Source organism: Brachybacterium sp. NPDC056505, from assembly GCF_042794925.1.
In the GTDB taxonomy this organism is placed as follows: Bacteria; Actinomycetota; Actinomycetes; order Actinomycetales; family Dermabacteraceae; genus Brachybacterium; species Brachybacterium kimchii.
The window spans coordinates 79,478-97,540 of the sequence record NZ_JBHTSV010000004.1 but is presented as its reverse complement, the minus strand read 5'-3'; the positions used below and the strand labels follow the sequence as shown (position 1 = coordinate 97,540).

Annotated in this window: 16 protein-coding genes and 1 other RNA gene; 13 read left to right on the top strand and 4 right to left on the bottom strand. The window is 71.0% G+C overall.

Annotation, left to right across the window (positions count from 1 at the left end; genetic code table 11):
- Window positions 1-17 precede the first annotated feature (17 nt).
- The 9 genes from ACFQ53_RS04475 to smpB all read left to right on the top strand — a co-directional run bounded on the left by ACFQ53_RS04475 (window position 18) and on the right by smpB (window position 7,868).
- On the top strand, window positions 18-401 hold the full coding sequence (locus tag ACFQ53_RS04475; protein ID WP_377855902.1) for a TadE/TadG family type IV pilus assembly protein: 384 nt from the start codon (window positions 18-20) through the stop codon (window positions 399-401).
- A complete protein-coding gene (locus ACFQ53_RS04470; RefSeq protein ID WP_377855899.1) occupies window positions 398-1,003 on the top strand; it encodes a TadE/TadG family type IV pilus assembly protein in 606 nt (201 codons plus the stop codon). The genes ACFQ53_RS04475 and ACFQ53_RS04470 overlap by 4 nt, the downstream gene beginning before the upstream one ends.
- Window positions 1,000-1,491 (top strand): pilus assembly protein TadG-related protein, encoded by a 492-nt coding sequence (locus tag ACFQ53_RS04465; RefSeq protein ID WP_377855896.1) that lies wholly within the window; start codon window positions 1,000-1,002, stop codon window positions 1,489-1,491. Before ACFQ53_RS04470 ends, ACFQ53_RS04465 begins: the two co-directional genes overlap by 4 nt.
- Before the next feature lie 79 nt (window positions 1,492-1,570).
- A complete protein-coding gene (locus ACFQ53_RS04460; RefSeq protein WP_377855893.1) occupies window positions 1,571-2,722 on the top strand; it encodes a glycerate kinase in 1,152 nt (383 codons plus the stop codon).
- A 58-nt stretch (window positions 2,723-2,780) separates the two neighbouring features.
- Window positions 2,781-3,905, top strand: a complete 1,125-nt coding sequence (gene prfB, locus ACFQ53_RS04455) for a peptide chain release factor 2 (RefSeq protein WP_228358019.1) — start codon at window positions 2,781-2,783, stop codon at window positions 3,903-3,905.
- Window positions 3,906-4,036: 131 nt separating this feature from the next.
- The gene (gene ftsE / locus ACFQ53_RS04450; protein ID WP_377855889.1) at window positions 4,037-4,963 is read left to right on the top strand and encodes a cell division ATP-binding protein FtsE; all 927 of its coding nucleotides are present in this window, start codon (window positions 4,037-4,039) and stop codon (window positions 4,961-4,963) included.
- Window positions 4,960-5,877 (top strand): permease-like cell division protein FtsX, encoded by a 918-nt coding sequence (gene ftsX, locus ACFQ53_RS04445; RefSeq protein WP_377855886.1) that lies wholly within the window; start codon window positions 4,960-4,962, stop codon window positions 5,875-5,877. The genes ftsE and ftsX overlap by 4 nt, the downstream gene beginning before the upstream one ends.
- Window positions 5,878-5,879: 2 nt before the next feature.
- Window positions 5,880-7,217: a peptidoglycan DD-metalloendopeptidase family protein gene (locus tag ACFQ53_RS04440; RefSeq protein WP_377855883.1), complete on the top strand. Its 1,338-nt coding sequence runs from the start codon at window positions 5,880-5,882 to the stop codon at window positions 7,215-7,217.
- A 147-nt stretch (window positions 7,218-7,364) separates the two neighbouring features.
- Entirely contained in the window at window positions 7,365-7,868 is a 504-nt protein-coding gene (gene smpB / locus ACFQ53_RS04435) for an SsrA-binding protein SmpB (RefSeq protein ID WP_377855880.1), read from the top strand.
- Window positions 7,869-7,894: 26 nt separating this feature from the next.
- Here smpB and ACFQ53_RS04430 read toward each other — a convergent pair whose 3' ends face one another.
- Complete coding sequence (locus ACFQ53_RS04430) at window positions 7,895-8,464, bottom strand: hypothetical protein (RefSeq protein ID WP_377855877.1); 570 nt, start codon at window positions 8,462-8,464, stop codon at window positions 7,895-7,897.
- 189 nt (window positions 8,465-8,653) lie between these two features.
- On the opposite strand from ACFQ53_RS04430, the gene ssrA reads away from it, so the two are divergent.
- Window positions 8,654-9,024: a transfer-messenger RNA gene (gene ssrA / locus ACFQ53_RS04425) on the top strand.
- 111 nt (window positions 9,025-9,135) lie between these two features.
- Here the strand turns inward: ssrA and ACFQ53_RS04420 are convergent.
- On the bottom strand, window positions 9,136-11,247 hold the full coding sequence (locus ACFQ53_RS04420; RefSeq protein WP_377855874.1) for a glycoside hydrolase family 3 N-terminal domain-containing protein: 2,112 nt from the start codon (window positions 11,245-11,247) through the stop codon (window positions 9,136-9,138).
- Between the two features lie 200 nt (window positions 11,248-11,447).
- On the opposite strand from ACFQ53_RS04420, the gene ACFQ53_RS04415 reads away from it, so the two are divergent.
- The 3 genes from ACFQ53_RS04415 to ACFQ53_RS04405 all read left to right on the top strand — a co-directional run bounded on the left by ACFQ53_RS04415 (window position 11,448) and on the right by ACFQ53_RS04405 (window position 15,674).
- Window positions 11,448-12,923, top strand: coding sequence for a SulP family inorganic anion transporter (locus tag ACFQ53_RS04415; RefSeq protein WP_377855871.1), 1,476 nt, complete (start codon window positions 11,448-11,450; stop codon window positions 12,921-12,923).
- 287 nt (window positions 12,924-13,210) lie between these two features.
- The gene (locus ACFQ53_RS04410) at window positions 13,211-14,629 is read left to right on the top strand and encodes an MFS transporter (protein ID WP_377855868.1); all 1,419 of its coding nucleotides are present in this window, start codon (window positions 13,211-13,213) and stop codon (window positions 14,627-14,629) included.
- A gap of 43 nt (window positions 14,630-14,672) precedes the next feature.
- Complete coding sequence (locus tag ACFQ53_RS04405) at window positions 14,673-15,674, top strand: phosphotransferase (RefSeq protein ID WP_377855865.1); 1,002 nt, start codon at window positions 14,673-14,675, stop codon at window positions 15,672-15,674.
- Here the strand turns inward: ACFQ53_RS04405 and ACFQ53_RS04400 are convergent.
- Together ACFQ53_RS04400 and tdh are read right to left on the bottom strand one after the other, a co-directional pair.
- Window positions 15,643-16,860 carry a glycine C-acetyltransferase gene (locus tag ACFQ53_RS04400; protein WP_377855862.1) on the bottom strand — a complete coding sequence of 406 codons (1,218 nt, stop codon included), beginning with the start codon at window positions 16,858-16,860 and terminating at the stop codon, window positions 15,643-15,645. The genes ACFQ53_RS04405 and ACFQ53_RS04400 overlap by 32 nt on opposite strands.
- A 116-nt stretch (window positions 16,861-16,976) precedes the next feature.
- Complete coding sequence (tdh, locus tag ACFQ53_RS04395) at window positions 16,977-18,047, bottom strand: L-threonine 3-dehydrogenase (RefSeq protein ID WP_377856200.1); 1,071 nt, start codon at window positions 18,045-18,047, stop codon at window positions 16,977-16,979.
- Between the last annotated feature and the right edge of the window lie 16 nt (window positions 18,048-18,063).

Genomic DNA, 18,063 nt, shown 5'->3' with positions numbered 1-18,063 from the left:
TGAGCACTCGCGCCGGTGTGCTGCGCCGTCGCCTGCGTGATGACGAAGGGTCCGCCGTCGTCGAGTTCCCACTCGTCGCCGTGCTGATCATCGTGATCGCGCTGACGATCATCCAGTGCGCGCTGGTGGTGCACACCCGCAACACGCTGACCGATGCCGCCGTGCAGGCGGCTCACACCGCCTCGCTCGAGGGCAACTCGACCGAGGACGGCGAGGTGCGCGGCGCGCAGCTCGTCCACGACCGCTTCGGCGAGGACTACGAGGTCGACGTCCAGGCAGACGAGGACGGCGACGGCGTGATCCGCGTCCGCGTCAGCGCCTCGTTCCCCCTTGTCGGGCTGCTCGGCCCCGCCGGCACGATGCACGTGGACGGCCATGCGATCGACGAGGACACCTGGTGAGCGGACACGGCATGGATCGCCGTGCCCGGCCCCGGGAGCGATCGGACCACCGCCTGCCGCAGGGGCTGCGCGCGCTGCGCTCACGGCTGTGCCGCGAGGACGGCAACGCGCTCGTCGAGTTCGTCGCGCTCTCGGTGATCCTGCTGATCCCCTCCCTTTACCTCGTGCTCTCGCTGGGATCGGTGCAGGGCGCCGTGTTCGCCGCTGATGTGATCGCGCGCGACGCCGCCCGGATCCACGCGACCGAGCCGGACGCGTCACGCGCCGAGGAGCGCACCGAGGCCATGGTGAGGATGACCCTCGAGGACCATGGGCTGACCTCGCAGGACGCCGTCACCATCCACTGCTCGAAGGACCCGTGCTCCGCGGCCGGCAGCGAGGTCACCGCGGAGGTGACGATCGGCGTGCCCATCCCCGGCCTCGGACCGATGCTCGGAGCGGACGGCCCCGTGCACGTCGGCGCCGAGCACGTCGTCGAGGCCGACCAGTTCCGGGCACCAGGAGAACGCGCCGGGAAGGCTGGAGAGGGCGAGGTCCCTGCTGCCGACGACGCTCCGAAGGCCTCGCGACCCGGAGACCAGGAGCGAGGTGACGGCTCATGAGCGTGCAACGGAGACAGGTCGGCTCCGCGAGCACGGGGCCCCTCTCGCGACTGCGCACCGCACTCGGCCGGGACACGGGCACGATGACCGTGCTGACCACCGGCGTGCTCGTCGTGATCCTCATGGTGATCGGCGTGGGCACGGCCATCACGGGCGTGCAGCTGGAGAGGAATCGCCTGCAGAACGCGGCCGACGGCGCGGCCCTCGCCGCCTCGCAGGCTTATGGCGAGGACTCCGTCTACGAGGAGGGGCCCACCTCTCTGCAGGGGTCCGACGTGCGCCGCGAGGCCGAGGAGTATCTCGAGTCCTACCCGCCGGGTTCGACCCGCACCCGTGACATCCACGTCGAGTACGCCCGGGTGCTCGAGGACGGCAGCGTCGAGGTGCGACTGGGCGCCGTCACGGATCCTCCGCTGATCGGCTGGGTCACGCGCACGGGGGTCATCAGCATCCCGCTGGACGTGAGCGGGAGCGCCCGGTCCGACTGAACGCACGAGCGCACGGGCATCCACCCGGGCGCACCACCACGGCGGATCCCGCGCCGCCGGTCACAAGGAGTCAGAACGCATGCCGACCGTCCTCATCGCCCCCGACAAGTTCAAGGGCTCCCTGAGCGCCGCCGACGTCGCAGGGGCGCTCGCCCGCGGCATCGCCGTGACCAGCCCCGATGCGCACACCGAGCTGCTCCCGATCGCTGACGGCGGCGACGGCACCGTCGAGGCCGCGCTCGCCGCCGGCTTCACCGCGCACGAGGCCCTGATCACCGGGCCGACGGGGGAGTCGATCTCCGCGCGCTGGGCCCAGAACGGCACCGACGCGGTCCTCGAGCTCGCCGAGACCTCCGGCCTGCGCCGCCTGCCCTGCGACGCGGCCGGCCGCACGCTCCTCGACCATGCCCGCGCGAGCACCCGCGGACTGGGCGAGCTGATCCTCGCGGCCCGCGACGCCGGCGCCGCGCACCTGGTCATCGGCCTCGGCGGCAGCGCGAGCACCGATGGCGGCGCAGGTCTCCTCGCAGCGCTCGGCGCCCGGCTCCTCGACGGCGACGGCGCCCCGATCCCCGACGGCCATGACGGACTCGCGGCCGTCGCTAGCGCGGATCTCGGCCCGGCCCTCGCCGCCCTCGAGGGCGTGCACCTCGAGGCGGCGTGCGACGTGACCAACCCCCTGCTCGGGCCCGACGGCGCCGCCGAGGTCTTCGGCCCGCAGAAGGGACTCGCCGACGCCGACATCCGCGCGGCCGACGAGGTCCTCGGCCGCTGGGCCGACGCCGTCGAGCGGGCGGGCGCGGACCCGTCGGGCACGTCGCCCCTGCGCGGGCGCCCCGGTGCGGGCGCCGCCGGCGGCACCGGGTTCGCGCTCTACGCGCTCGGCGCGGACTTCGTCTCGGGAGCCGACGCGGTGCTCGACCTGCTCGGCTTCGACGCAGCCCTCGCGCGCGCCGACGTCGTCATCACGGGGGAGGGGCGGCTCGACCGCCAGACCCTCTCGGGCAAGGGACCAGCCGAGGTCGCGCGCCGCGCGGCGGACGCGGGTGCCCGGGTGATCGCCGTCGCGGGCTCCCTCGAGCTCGCGCCGGAGGAGCTCGAGGGAGCCGGCATCGACCTCGCCCTGGACCTTCTCTCCCGTGCTCGCGACGTCGAGGACGCGATGGACCGCACCGCGCAGCTGCTGCAGGACGTCGGCCGGGAGATCGGCGCAGAGCTCAGCGTGCGATGACGCACCCGATCCCGCGCCCCGCCCGGCGTGCAGGCTCTCTCCCGTAGACTCGCCTCTCGTGGCGACCATCGACTTCACCGAAGAGATCCAGCACCTGCGCACGACCCTGGGGTCGATCGAGAAGGTGACGGATCTCGACGCCCTCAAGGCGAAGATCGCCGATCTCGAGCAGCAGGCGTCGGCCCCCGACCTCTGGGACGACGTCGAGAACGCGCAGAAGGTCTCCGCGGCCCTCTCGCACGCGCAGAGCGAGCTGCGCCGCATCGACGACCTCTCCTCCCGCATCGACGACCTCGAGGTCATGGTCGAGCTCGCCGCGGAGGAGGACGACGCCGAGACCGCCGACGAGGCGGAGAAGGAGCTGACCTCGATCCGCCGCACCCTCGACGAGCTCGAGGTGCGCACCCTGCTCTCCGGCGAGTACGACGAGCGCAACGCCGTGGTCACCATCCGCGCTGGCGCCGGCGGCGTCGACGCCGCGGACTTCGCCGAGATGCTCCTGCGCATGTACCTGCGCTGGGCCGAGCGCCACGGCTACCCGACCAAGGTCATGGACACCTCCTACGCCGAGGAGGCCGGGCTGAAGTCGGTGACCTTCGAGGTCTCCGCCCCCTACGCCTACGGCAACCTCTCCGTCGAGGGCGGCACCCACCGGCTCGTGCGCATCAGCCCCTTCGACAACCAGGGTCGGCGCCAGACCTCCTTCGCCGCGGTCGAGGTGATCCCGCTGATCGAGTCGACCGACTCCATCGAGATCCCCGACAACGACCTCAAGGTCGACGTGTTCCGCTCCTCGGGACCCGGCGGGCAGAGCGTGAACACGACCGACTCGGCCGTGCGCATGACCCACCTGCCCACCGGCACCGTGGTCTCGATGCAGGACGAGAAGTCGCAGATCCAGAACCGCGCCGCCGCCCTGCGCGTCATGCAGTCCCGCCTGCTGCTGCTGAAGAAGGCAGAGGAGGCCGCCGAGCGCAAGGAGCTCGCGGGCGACGTCAAGGCCAGCTGGGGCGACCAGATGCGCTCCTACGTGCTGAACCCGTACCAGATGGTCAAGGACCTGCGCACCGAGCACCAGGAGGGCAACCCCTCCGCCGTGTTCGACGGCGAGATCGACGAGCTCATCGAGGCCGGCATCCGCTGGCGCGTCGGCCAGCAGAAGGCCGAGGCGGCGGAGGGCTGAGAGGCCGTCTGCCTCGACGGCTCGGCGCCTTGACCAAGGTTTGACCCGGCGCATGCGCGCGCCCGCGCGGCGTCTCCGCTGACCGACCCTAGCCTGGGGGAGTACTCACCCCCGACACCCCCAAGGCCGCCGTGATCCGCTTCGACGACGTCTCCAAGACGTACCTGCGAGGACAGTCGCCCGCGCTGCAGGACATCGACCTCGAGTTCGCGCGCGGCGAGTTCGCCTTCCTCGTCGGGGCCTCGGGCTCCGGCAAGTCCTCCCTCATGCGCCTCGTGCTCAAGGAGGCCACCCCCACGCGCGGCAGCGTGCACGTCGCGGGCAAGGACCTCGCCCGGATCCCGTCCTGGCGCGTCCCCGCGCTGCGTCGCGAGATCGGCATGGTCTTCCAGGACTTCCGGCTGCTGCCCTCCAAGAACGCCTACCAGAACATCGAGTTCGCTCTCGCGGTGATCGGCACGCCCCGTCGCGTGGTGCGGCGCCTGGTGCCCGAGATGCTGGAGATGGTGGGCCTCGAGGACAAGGGCCGCCGCATGCCCCACGAGCTCTCCGGCGGCGAGCAGCAGCGCGTGGCGATCGCCCGCGCCTACGTGAACCGCCCGTCGATCCTGCTGGCCGACGAGCCCACCGGCAACCTCGACCCGGCGACCGCCGAGGGGATCCTCGATCTCCTCGCGCAGATCAACGAGCGCGGGACCACCGTGCTCATGGCCACCCACGACCGCGCGGCCGTGGACCGCATGCGCCGCCGGGTCGTCGAGCTCGTCGACGGGCGCATCGTCCGCGACGAGGCCGAGGGCACCTACGAGTCCCGCACCCCCGTGAGCGTCATCTCCGGGAACGTCGAGGACGGGGACGAGGCGTCCGAGGACGACGCCGAGGGCGCGAAGCCTGCTGGCGGGGGCTCGGTCGCCGCTGGATCCGACGTCGTCGAGGAGGAGCTCGTGCCCGACGCCCGTCCCCGCGACCTCCTGGACGAGGCCGAGGAGGCCTTCTCCGAGGAGGCCCTGGCCGAGGACCTCCCGCAGGCCTCCGACCGCGAGGAGGGCGCACGATGAGGGGCCGGTACATCGCCTCCGAGATCCTCAGCGGCCTGTGGCGGAACATCGCGATGGTGATCTCGGTCGTCATCGTCACCGCGGTCTCCCTGAGCTTCGTCGGCGCGGGGCTGCTCATGCAGAAGCAGATCTTCGACATGAAGGCGACGCTGGTGCAGGAGTCACAGGTCACGATCTTCATGTGCTCGCCGCACTCCACGGCGTCGACGTGCGCCGGGGGAGCCGCGACCGACGCGCAGGTCCAGTCGGTGCGCGAGGCGCTGGACGGGGACGTGCTCGCCCCGTACATCGACTCCTACTCGGAGCGCGACCAGGACGAGGCCCTCAAGATCTACCAGCAGCAGTTCTCCGGGCAGGGGTTCGTCTCCGACTTCACCGCGAAGGACATGCCCGTCTCCTTCCACATCACGCTCGACGACTCCTCGAAGTCCGACGCGGTGGTGGAGTTCTTCCAGGGCCGCGACGGCGTCGACGAGGTCTCCGACCTGCTGAGCGCCTACGCCCCCTTCATCGACGTCCTGAACCAGACCACGGTGTTCGCCGTCGGCCTCGCGGTGCTCATGCTGGTGGCCGCGGTGCTGCTGGTGGCCACCACGATCCGGATGTCGATCGCGAACCGTCGGCGCGAGATCGCGATCATGCGCCTGGTCGGAGCCTCGAACGTCTTCATCCGCACGCCATTCATGCTCGAGGGGGCGGTCGCCGGCATCCTCGGCGCGCTCATCGCGGGCGGGCTGCTGTGGACCGGCACCCACTTCCTGGTCGAGGGCTGGCTCGCGCCGACGCTCGGATCGGGGCTGATCACCGTGGGCAGCGCCGACCTGCTGTGGATAGCGCCGGTCCTCGTGCTGATCGGGGCGATACTGGCGATCGGCTCCTCTATCGTCTCGCTCAACCGCTACCTGAAGGTGTGACCATGACGTCCCGCGCCCGGAACCTGCGGACCCTCACCCTGCTGGTGCTGGCACTCGCGCTCGTCGCGACCCAGATGATGCTCTCCCCGCTGGCCCCCGCGCGCGCCGACGGGGACCGCAAGCAGAAGGAGCAGGAGAAGGCGAGCGTCGACGATCAGCTCGACGACCTGCGCATCGAGCTCAGCGACGTGAACTCGGACCTGGCCGACACCTACCTCGACCTCGCCGAGACCGAGCTGAAGATCCCCGACGCGCAGAAGGCCCTCGAGAAGGCGAAGTCGGAGCTGTCCGACGCCGAGGACGAGGACGAGGAGATCGGGGACCGCCTCGCCGACGCGAAGGCCGAGGAGGCCGACCTCAGCGGCCAGGTCGACACGGGCAAGAAGGAGGTCGACGCCTCCGGCGAGCAGCTCGACGAGGTCTCGCTGTCCGCCTACAAGGGCGGCGGACTGCCCGACCCCACCAGCGTCTACGTGGGCAATGCGAACCCTCAGGACGCCGTGGACCGCTCGATGAACTACAAGCTCACCCTGGAGGCGCAGGGCACCCGCTTCGACGACCTCCGCACCGACCAGTCGGTCACAGAGAACGCCGCCGACCGCCTGGACGCCGTCCGCGCCGAGATCGACGACCTCAAGAAGGAGTCCGAGGCCGCGGTCGCGCGCAAGGAGAAGGCGAAGACCACGGCGCAGGACGCCAAGGACACCCTCGACGACCTCTACGCGACCCAGAAGAAGCAGGCCGACGCGCTCGAGAAGAAGAAGGAGAAGTACAAGGACGACCAGTCCGACCTCGAGGACCGCAGCTCGGCGCTGGACTCCGAGATCTCCGACCTCATCAAGGAGGAGAAGGAGAAGGAGGCGGCCGCCCGACGCGCCGCCTCCACGAAGAAGTCCTCGGGCTCGAGCGGCTCCTCGGGCGCCCTGTCCACCCCGGTCTCGAAGTCCGGCTGGCTCGCCCCCTCGAACGCCCGGCGCTCCTCGCCCTTCGGATGGCGCGTGCACCCGATCTACCACACCCGCAAGCTGCACGCCGGCATGGACTTCGCCGCGGCCTGCGGATCCGCCGTGAAGGCCACCAAGGACGGCACCGTGCTCGCCACCACGTCCAACGCGAGCGCGGGCAACAAGCTGATCGTCGGCCACGGCACCTCGGGCGGGCACGTGATGACGAGCTCCTACCACCACCTGCAGCGCTTCGCCGTCTCCACCGGGCAGCACGTGAAGCAGGGGCAGACGATCGCCTACGTCGGCACCACCGGCTCCTCGACGGGCTGCCACCTGCACTTCGAGATCCACGAGGACGGCACCGCCGTGAACCCCGTGAACTTTATCGGCTGACCCGTCCCGCCCTGCTCTCTCCCCGCGCGGCGCGGGTCTGCGCCCCGAGCGAAAACACATGGCCCGCTCGCAGGCGGGGCCGATAGGCTGTCGTACCGCACAGGCGGGGCGCAGCCCCGGGAGCCGCGAGACGTGAGGAGGGGCGACATGGCCGCCACCAAGCCGGCGAAGAAGAAGCAGCAGGCCGACGGTCCGAAGAAGGCCCTCATCGCGTCGAACAAGAAGGCCCGCCACGACTACCACATCGACGACACCCTGGAGGCGGGCATCGTGCTCACCGGCACCGAGGTGAAGTCACTGCGCGATCGCGGCGCCTCCCTCGTGGACGGCTTCTGCTTCATCGAGGGCGGCCAGATGTGGATGGAGGGCGTGCACATCGCCCCCTACGTCAAGGGCACCTGGACCAACCACGCCGCGCGGCGCAAGCGCAAGCTCCTGCTCCACCGCGTCGAGATCGACAAGCTCGCCGGCAAGACGCGCGAGAAGGGCTTCACGCTCGTGCCGCTCGAGATGTACTTCCTGGGCTCGCACGCCAAGGTCGTCATCGCGCTGGCGCGCGGCAAGAAGGACTGGGACAAGCGCCAGACCCTGCGCGAGAAGCAGGACCTGCGCGAGGCCCAGCGCGCCATGCGCCGCCGCGAACTGGTCTGAGTCGCGCCCCTCAGCCCTCGCCGTCCTCAGCCCTCGCCGTCGCGCTCCAGGCGCGCGACGGTCTCGCGGCTGCTGAGGATCCGGTCCTCGCTCGCCCGCAGGCCCTCGCGGATCGCGAGCGAGCGTCGTGCGTCCTCCCGGGCGGCGTCCATGAGGCGTGCCGACAGCCGCGGACGCTCCCCGGCCTCCGCGACCAGGGCGTGCTCGAAACGGTTCTTCGCCCGGTGCTGGAGCACCGCGGCGAGCGCGAGGATCGAGCTCGGAGCGGTCGGATCGTCCGAGAGTCCCGTCTCCTCCGCGGCGCGCGAGAACTCCTCGTCGGCCGTCTCGAAGCGCCCCTGCCACTGGAGCACCTGGGCGAACCGGGTGCGCAGGGAGGCGCGGGCGACCGGATGCGCGGGGCTGTCCGCCAGCAGGACGCGGCCCAGGGCCTCGGCCTCCTCGAGCCGGCCGAGGATCCGCAGGTGGGCGACGGTGCGGGGGTCCCGCGGATTCGCCGCGCACCAGCGCGCGAGCGCGTCCGGGTCGTCGACGCTCTCGCGCAGCGTCATCGGGTCGATCGTGAAGGTCATCCCCTCGAACTCGAAGCTGCTCACCGCCTCACCGTACGACCGGGGGAGGGCGTCGCGGCGTTCACCGTGGGCTGAGCGATATGCGCTGGCCACCTCGCGCACACCTGGCTACACTGGAGGGACAGCGCGGCACGCCGCGCCTGTGGATTGATACGTGAACAGTGGCAATAGTGCTCGGCGACCCAGGTCGCCGTCTTCACGCGACCCACACTCGGGGACGATCGGTTTCGACGGTAGTTGTCCAGTGAGGGGAAGCGGGCCGAGGATCCCAGGTCATCTCGTCAACGCTCCTGGGAAACCAATAAGTGCCGAACCTAAGCGCACTGACTTCGCTCTCGCTGCCTGATCAGCGTTAGCAGTCTGGAACCCCGGGGGTGCTCCTGACCCGGATCGTTCCATCATCAAAGGAGCCACTGCTTCCGGCCTTCGTCATCGAGGTCGGGTGAACACCTCAGAGTGACTGAGTCCGTCGACGACGCGTCCGTGGGATCGTCGGGACTGAGAAAACGCCAACACGGACTGCGCCCGGAGAAGCCCTCGCTCAGCACTATCGGACGCGGGTTCGATTCCCGCCGTCTCCACCCATGGAAGGCCCCCTGACCAGCGCGGATGCGTTGGACAGGGGCCTTTTCCTGTGCCCTGGGCACCTGTGGGCACTCCCCGGCCGCCGGCGCGGGGCCGGGGCCGGTCGCCGCTCAGGCGTACTCGAGGCCGAAGCCGCTCACCCAGCGTCCGCCCTCGGAGTCGACGTACACGTACGGGTGGCCGTCCATGTGCTGCTCCTTGGCGAAGCCGGGGACGTCGTTGGGGGAGGCGCAGATGCCGTTCTCGTCGACCGCGATCGCCTCGTCGGAGATCGGGAAGGTCAGCGGCAGGCGCCCGGTGGGGGAGAACTCGCCCAGGATCGCGTCGACGAGCGTCCCGGTCCGGGTGTCGAAGCCGCACACGAACGCGTCCGCGAGGGTCTCGAGGGTCCCGGGCAGCCAGGCCATCACCGCGTTCAGCCCCACCACCAGGGTGTCCACGCTGCCGCGGATGTCCCGGATCTTCGCGAGGTCCACGCCGGAGTGCTCGTCGATCGTGAGGTCCAGCAGCCCGGTCGAGCGGAAGTAGTCGCCCGTGAACGGGCGGGCCAGCACGATCGCGACGTCGGCCTCGTGGAAGTCGGTCGTGAAGGAGACCTCGGGGTGCTCGCTCGCGATGCTCGCGCGCAGGGCGTCCAGGCGCTTCACGGTGATGCCGTCCTCGAACATCTCCACGTACACCCGCCTGCCCGCGAGCGCATCGGGACGCAGGGGCAGGATGCGGCGCCCGTGCTCCGCCTCCGGCCCCGTCGCGTCCGTCCCCGCCGCGTCCGGCTCGGAGGAGGCCCGCGCGGGGTTCTTCAGCAGCACGACCGAGCGCCGGTGCGCCTCGAGGGCCGCCTCCTGGAACCGCGGGTTCGCGACGACCTCGTCGGCCCGCTCGGGGTCGACGTACGGGTTCTCGAACAGCCCCAGGGCGAACAGCTCCACGAGCAGCAGCCGGGCGGCCTCGTCGAGCCGCTCGGCCGGGAACAGCCCTTTGACGAAGGCCTCGCGGATCGAGCGGACGTCGTTGGTGTCGGCGATCATGTCGGTTCCCGCCGAGATCGCGGCGCCCGCGCGCTCGGGCACGGACAGCTCCTGGACGCCCCAGGCCATCTTGTTCAGGATGCCGGAGTCGGAGTTGATGTAGCCCGTGTGGCCCATCGCGCGCAGCAGCGAGAGCACCTCGGTGTTGAAGGCGAAGCCGACCTGCTCGAACTCCGTGAGGCGGCCCTGCGGGGTCGCGGACTTCTCCTCGGAGGGGATCGCGTAGTAGGGCATCACGCTCGAGGTGCCGGCGTCGATCGCCGCCTGGAAGGGCGGCAGGTGATAGGCCTCGAGGGAGCCCGGGGTCGGGTACACGTTGAAGCGGCCCTCCGCGTAGTGCGGGTCGAAGCCGTTCTCGCGGGCGCCGCCGCCGGGGAAGTGCTTGGTGGTCAGGGCGACCCCGTCGGCCCCGAGCCCGTCCTCGCCCTGGAAGCCGCGCACCACCGCGTCGATCGCCGCGGCGTTGAACGCCGGGTCCTCGCCGAAGGTGCCGTAGGAGCGGAACCAGCGGGGATCGGTGACGGTGTCGGCCATGTACATGTAGCCCTTGCGCAGGCCGCTCGCGGCCCACTCCTGCCGCGAGAGCTCCGCGAAGCGCCGCACGAGCTCCGGGTCGCGGGTCGCACCGAGGCCCAGCGTGCCGGGCCACTGGGTGAAGTCCTGGTCCTCGGGGGTGGCGCCCATCCGGAACCCGCCGGCCTCGTTCTTCGAGTTCGCGGCGACGATCACGGGGATGCCGAACCGGGTGGTCTCGGCGACCTCCTGCATGGCGTTGACCCAGGTCGCGATGCGCGAGCCGGTGGGGGTCTCGCGCATGATGAAGTGGCGCATGTGCATCTGCGTGATCTGCTCGGTGGTGCCCTCGTAGGGGTCCCCGGCCGAGTTGTGCGGATCCAGCTTGATCCGATGGTACTGCTCGTCGAGAGCGCCGTCGTGGCTGGTCAGCTCCGGGTCGTGCTGGGAGATGCCCATCGAGCGGGAGTTGATGACCATGAGGCCGATCTTCTCCTCGGGGCTCATCCGCGCCACCAGATCTGCCGCGCGCTCCGCGGCGGGCAGACGCCAGTCCTCGAAGGGCGCGAGCTCGCCGTCGCCGTCGAGATCGCGGAAGCGCAGACCGTCGACCTCGAGGATCGGCTTCACGCGGGAGGCGAGGGGGACCTGAGCGGCCTGCTGGCGGGGTGTGTCGGACACGTGCACTCCTTCGTGACGGCGGCGCGGGGACGTCGCGCGGGAACCTTGGACGCGACGCTACTCGCGGCGCGCAGCACCGACGCACGCCTTGCCGTGCGTTGCTGCTCGCCGCCACTCGCTCCCGGCTCGCCCGTCGGCCCGCCGCGGTGCGCGTCACCACGACGAGTGCTCTCGGCCCCGCCTGCGGGATACTCGAGCCCATGCCCACGACCCCTCAGGCGGACCGCCGCGCCCCCTCCGTGCTGAGCGCCCTGCGCGATCCCCGTCTGCTCTCGGTCGAGGTGCTCGGCGGGCTGGTCACCGCGTTCGCGCTGATCCCCGAGTCGCTGAGCTTCGCCATCGTCGCCGGGCTCGACCCGAGGATGGGGCTGTACGCGGCGTTCACGATGGCCTGCGCGACCGCGGTGCTCGGCGGGAGGCCCGCCATGGTCTCCGGGGCCGCGGGCTCGATCGCACTGGTGATCTTCCCCGTGGCCCGCGACCACGGCGTCGACTTCCTCATCGCGACAGTGATCCTGGGCGGGATGCTGCAGATGCTGCTGGGCGGCCTCGGCGTGGCCAGGCTGATGCGGTTCATCCCCCGATCGGTGATGGTCGGATTCGTCGACGCCCTCGCGATCCTCATCTTCTCCGCCCAGCTCCCGCAGCTGATCGGCGTGCCCTGGCTGGTCTACCCGCTCGTCGTCGCCGGTGTCGCCGTCATCGTCCTCTTCCCGCGGCTGACCCGCCGCATCCCGGCCCCGCTCGTGACGATCCTGCTGATCACCCTCGCGGTGGTGAGCCTCGGGGCCGACGTCCCGACGGTCGGCGACCAGGGCGCCCTGCCCCACAGCCTGCCCGTGCCCGGGATCCCGCACGTGCCGCTCACCCTGCACACCCTGGAGATCATCGCGCCGTACGCGGTCGCGATGGCGCTCGTCGGCCTCATGGAATCGCTGCTGACGGCGAACCTCGTGGACGACATCACCCGCACCCGCACCTCCCGCACGCGCGAGGCCCTGGGCCAGGGCGCGGCGAACGTGATCACCGGCGTGTTCGGCGGGATGGGCGGCTGCGCCATGATCGGCCAGACCATCGTCAACGTGAAGCAGGCGGGCGCCCGCACCCGGCTCTCCTCGTTCCTCGCCGGCGCCTTCCTGATCACCCTGTCCGTGGCCCTCGGCGACACCGTCGGCCGCATCCCCATGGCCGCCCTGGTCGCGGTGATGCTCGTGGTCGCCGCCACCACCTTCGACTGGCACTCGCTGCGCACCCTGCCGCTCATGCCCCGCAGCGAGACCCTCGTGCTGCTGGTGACCGTGCTCGGCACCGTGCTGACGGACAACCTCGCCGTCGGCGTGATCCTGGGCGTGATCACGGCCGCCGTGGCCTTCGCGCGGCGCGTCGCCCACATGACCGAGGTGGTCCGCGATCCGGGAGACCCGGGGCGCTATCGCGTGCGCGGCCAGCTGTTCTTCGCCTCGAGCAATGATCTCGTCGAGCAGTTCGACTACGACTCGGGCCCCTCGCACGTGACGGTCGACCTGAGCGGGGCGACGGTGTGGGACGCCTCGAGCGTCGCGGCGCTCGACGGCGTGCGCGAGCAGTACCACCGCGCCGGACGCACCGTCGAGTTCAGCGGACTCGACCGGATCTCCGACCACTACGTGCAGCGCCTCGGCGGGCGGCTCGGCTGAACGACCTCGGGACTGCAGGGCGACGCGCGGCGGATCGGCGGACTCCCGCCGGCCTCATGACCACGACAACGCGCGGCAACAGCGGTGCCTGACCAGGGGTGTCGTTCCCCTTCGTCGGCAACATCGTGCAATCGGTGACGTCCGCATCGTCGGCCGGGGGAGATTCAGCGCTCAGCACCGGCCCAGCAGCCACCACGGCGGCACAGGGCCGGACCGACCTCCTCCGACAGCGACCGGCTGTCTCGAGACCGAGCCGCACCGTCGCGGCCCTTCCGAAGGGTACACCGATGTCTCACGTCAACGACACCACGAAGCACGCGGGGTACGCCTACTACGGCTCCGGCCTGCCCACCCTCGCTCCGCCCAGCTCCGAGGCGCCGAAGCCCCCGAAGCGCGCCCGCGCCGTCGCCGCCCTGGGGTTCTCCCAGGCGGTCGACAACTCCGAGTCCGGGCTGACCAAGACCTTCTTCCCGCTGATCGCCGCCGCCTTCGGCCTCGGCTACACGCAGCTGGGGATCTTCAGCGCGATCCCGATGTTCGCCCGCATGATCTTCGGCCCCACCTGGGCGATGGCGGCCGACCGCTTCGGCCGCAAACGGGTGCTCGTGCTCGTCACCGGCGTGTGGGGCCTGTGGACCGTGGCGAGCGGCTTCGCCACCAGCTACACCGCGCTCGTGGTGCTCTTCGCCATCTCCGCCGTGGGCACCGTCGCCTCCGAGCCCGTGCTCAACGGCATGCTGCCGGACCTGTTCAAGCAGTCCGAGCGGGGCAAGGCCTACGGCATGGTCCGCGGCATCGGCGGCGGCGTCGGCATCCTCATCGGCCCGGCGATCGGCCTGTTCGGCTCGAATCCCGAGGGATGGCGCTACGCCCTGTGGACGATGGGCGCCATCTCGATCGTCTCGGGCCTGCTGATCCTGCTGTGGGTGCCGAAGCCGGCCGTGAAGTCCGTGAGCGTCACCGACGACCCGGAGTCCGGGACCTTCCGCCTGCGCGACGTGGGTCAGCTGTTCAGGATCCCCACCATCTGGATGATTGTCGTCATGCTGCCGTTCATCACCTCGCTGATCCTGCTGAGCTTCTACACCCAGTTCCTCGTCGACGTGCGCGGCATGGGCGTGCCCGAGGCGGCGCTGGTGATGGCCGTGTTCTCGCTGGGATCGATGTTCTCCGCCTTCCTCGGCGGATTCCTCGGCGACCTGGTGACCGCGCGCTTCGGCTACAAGGGCCGGATCATGCTGATGCAGGTCTACCTGGTGTGCTTCGCCGCCACGATCTTCCTCGCCACGCAGATCGACTCGACCAACCGGGTGTACATCTACGCGGCGACCTTCGTGATGGGGCTCGTGTTCTCGATCGGGTTCTCCGGCTGCGTGCTGCCGATCGTCTCGACCGTGGTCCCCAAGAAGCTCGGCGCCTCGGCCTTCGCCTTCCTGTTCTCGTTCGTCCAGGGCGGCATCACCGCGATCCTCTCGATCAACATCGGCATCATCGCAGACGTCTTCGGCGACCTCCAGGTCACCTTCCTCTGGTTCTGCGTGGTCCCGTACCTGATCAACGCCGTGGTCTGGTGCGGCTTCTACTTCTGCTACCCGCGCGACGCCGCCCGTCAGGCCGAGCGAGAGCGGCGCGAGGCCGAGGCGCTGGCCGCGAAGAGCGCCGCGGGCGGGGAGCCCGGGACCAGCGAGCAGCCGCTCGGCGTCTGACCCGCTCCGGCCCGAGCGTCGAGCTCCGATCTACCCTGGGCCGATGACAGTACCTCGCAGCGGGCCGACAGCCCCCGCGCACGTGAGCGCCCTCCTCGACCGGATCCGGGACGAGGAGGGCGCTCCGCGCGACCTGGTCTCCCGCACCGCACGACCGACCGTCCTCGGCCGAGGATGGGACAACAGCCAGTGGCACGTCGGAGCCCTCGAGGACGGCACGCGCGTGGTCCTGCGGGTGCCGGAGCGGGAGATCGCGCGCGAGATCCTCGAGCACGAGATCGCCCTGCTGGGCGACGCGGATGCGCTGCCGGAGTCTCTGCCGTTCGCTCGTCCTCGTCTTCTGGGGCAGGTCCCGGCCGATGCACCGGGCGGGCCGGCGGCGCTGCTCACGTGGATCGAGGGGGATGTCGTCGCGGAGCTCGTGAGGAGCGCGCCGGAGACCGCGCCGCGGCTCGCCGAGCTCCTGGCGATCGCCCTCGCCGCGTTGCATCGGCCGGCGCCGGCGACGCATCCTCGCGGGCGCGTGCGCGGCGTGCCCCTCGAGCGGCGCAGCGCGGCCGTCGCCGAGGAGCTGGCACTCCTGGACCGGCCGACGGGGGAGAGGGTGCGCGCCGCGTGGGAGCAGGGCCTGGAGGCTGACGTCTGGGACGGCCCCGACCTGCTGCTGCACGGCGATCCGCATCCGGGGAACCTGGTGGTGCCCGCGGAGGGATCCTCGCGCGATGGCGCGACCCGGCTCGGTCTCATCGACTGGGGCGACACCTGCGCGGGCGATCCCGCGAGCGATCTCGGGGAGATCTTCCACCTCGATCCCACGGGCGACGCCGTCGGGACCTACCTGCGTCGCGCGGCCTGGGCGCGGGAGGCGGATGCGCGTGCCCGGCACGCACTCGTGCTGCGCGCCCGATCGTGGGCCGCACGGTATGCCTCGGCGATCCTGTCCCATCCCGCGCACGCGGAGGAGACCACTCACGCGGCCCTCGAGCACAGTGCCCGGCGGATGCTCGATGCGCTCAGCAGACCTCGGTCGCACCGCGCGCGGTGACGAAGGCCTGGACGCAGGTCTCGATGTCCTCGGGGGAGTGCGCCGCGGAGAGCTGCACGCGGATGCGCGCACGGTCCTTGGGCACGACGGGGTAGGAGAAGGCGGTGACGTAGACGCCCTGCGCGAGCATGGCGTCGGCGATCTTCGCGGCGCGCCGCGCATCGCCGAACATCACGGGGACGATCGCGTGCTCCCCGTCCAGCAGCTCGAAGCCCTCCTCGACCATGCGGCGCCGGAACAGGGAAGCATTGGCGAACAGCTTCTCGCGCAGGTCCGCGCTGCCCTCGACGAGGTCCAGGGCGGTAAGGGTCGCGGCGACGATCGCGGGCGCGAGCGAGTTGGAGAACAGGTAGGGACGGGCCCGCTGGCGCAGCAGGTCCACGATCTCGGCGCGGCCGGAGACGTAGCCGCCGCTCGCACCGCCGAGCGCCTTGCCGAAGGTGCCCGTAAAGATGTCGACGCGATCGGCGACCCCGAAGTGCTCGGCGGTGCCGGCGCCCGTGTCGCCCATGAAGCCGACGGCGTGGGAGTCGTCGACCAGGACGAGAGCGCCGTACTCGTCGGCCAGGTCGCAGATGCGATCGAGCGGTGCGAGGTAGCCGTCCATCGAGAACACGCCGTCGGTGACGATGATCGTGCGGCGAGCGGGCGCGCCGTCGTTCTGCGTGCGGGTGGCCTCGAGCTGGGTGCGCAGATCATCCATGTCGGCGTTGCGGTAGCGGTAGCGGGAGGCCTTGGACAGCCGGATGCCGTCGATGAGGGAGGCATGGTTCAGCGCGTCGGAGATGATCGCGTCGCCCGCGCCGAACAGCGACTCGAAGACGCCCCCGTTGGCGTCGAAGCACGAGGAGAACAGGATCGTCGCCTCGGTGCCCAGGAACTCGCTGACCTTCTGCTCGAGCTCGAGGTGCAGATCCCCGGTGCCGCAGATGAAGCGCACCGAGGCCATGCCGAAGCCGCGCTCGTCCAGCGCCCTCTTCGCGGCCTCGATGAGCCGCGGGTCGTCGGCCAGGCCCAGGTAGTTGTTCGCGCAGAAGTTCAGGACCTCCGCCGGGGCGTCGCCGAAGGCCGCGGCCTCGACGTGCGCGGACTGCGGGGTCGAGATCGTGCGCTCGTTCTTGAAGGTGCCCGCCTCGCGGATCTCCTCGAGCTCGGCGGCCAGCTGGCCCTTCACGTCGGCGTACATCAGGGGTGCCTCCTCAGGCGGGCGATGATCGGTGCGGTGCGGTGCGGTGCGGTGCGGTGCGGTGCGGTGCGGTGCGGTGAAGCGCAGTACGGAGCGATGGAGTGCGGTGCGGCGGGTCAGGAGCCGTCGAACACGGTCCAGTCCAGCACGACCTTGCCGCCGCTGCCCGAGCGGGCGATCTCGAAGGCGCGCTCCCATGCGGTCGCGGGCAGCACGTCGGTGACGGTCGCGCGGATCCGCTCGCGCAACACGGGGCTCGTGGAGATCATCGCGCTCATCGCGTTCCAGGTCTCGAACATCTCGCGTCCGTAGATGCCCTGCAGGGTGAGCATGTGGGTGATCACCGTGGTCCAGTCCAGCTCGAAGTGCCGTGCGGGGAGGCCGAGCAGGGCGATCCTCCCGCCGTGGTTCATGTTGGTGATCATCTCCTGCAGGGCGCTGGGCTGCCCGGAGATCTCCAGACCCACGTCGAAGCCCTCCTTCATGCCGAGCTCGCGCTGCACGTCCGTGATCCTTCGCTCGCCGACGTTGACGGCGAGGTCGACCCCCGCGGCACGGGCCATCTCCAGCCGGTGCTCGTGCACGTCCGTGATCGCGACGAAGCGGGCGCCCGCGTGGCGGGCGACGGCGGCGGCCATCAGGCCGATGGGGCCGGCTCCGGTGATCAGCACGTCCTCGCCGACCAGCGGGAACTTCAACGCCGTGTGCACGGCGTTCCCGAAGGGATCGAACACGGCGCCGAGCTCGGGGCTGATCACGTCCTCGCGGCCCTCGTGCTCGTGCACCCAGACGTTCTGGTGGGGGATCACGACCTGCTCGGCGAAGGCGCCGTCGCGCTGCACGCCGACGCTGCGGGTGCGGATGCACAGCTGGCGCCGACCGGCGCGGCAGTTGCGGCACACCCCGCACACCACGTGGCCCTCGCCGGAGACGCGGTCCCCCACGCGCACGTCGGGGACCTCGGCGCCGATCTCGACGACCTCCCCGTAGAACTCGTGCCCCGGGGTGAAGGGGACCGTGTCGCACATGGCCTGCGCGGAGGAGTCCCAGGCGAGAAGGTGCAGGTCGGTGCCGCAGAGCCCTGCTCGCAGCACCCGGATGCGCACGTCCCAGGGGCCGACCGCGGGGACGGGCACCTCGGTGAGCTCGAGCCCCGGTCCCGGCGCCGTCTTGCGCAGGGCGCGCATCGTCTCTGTCATCCGT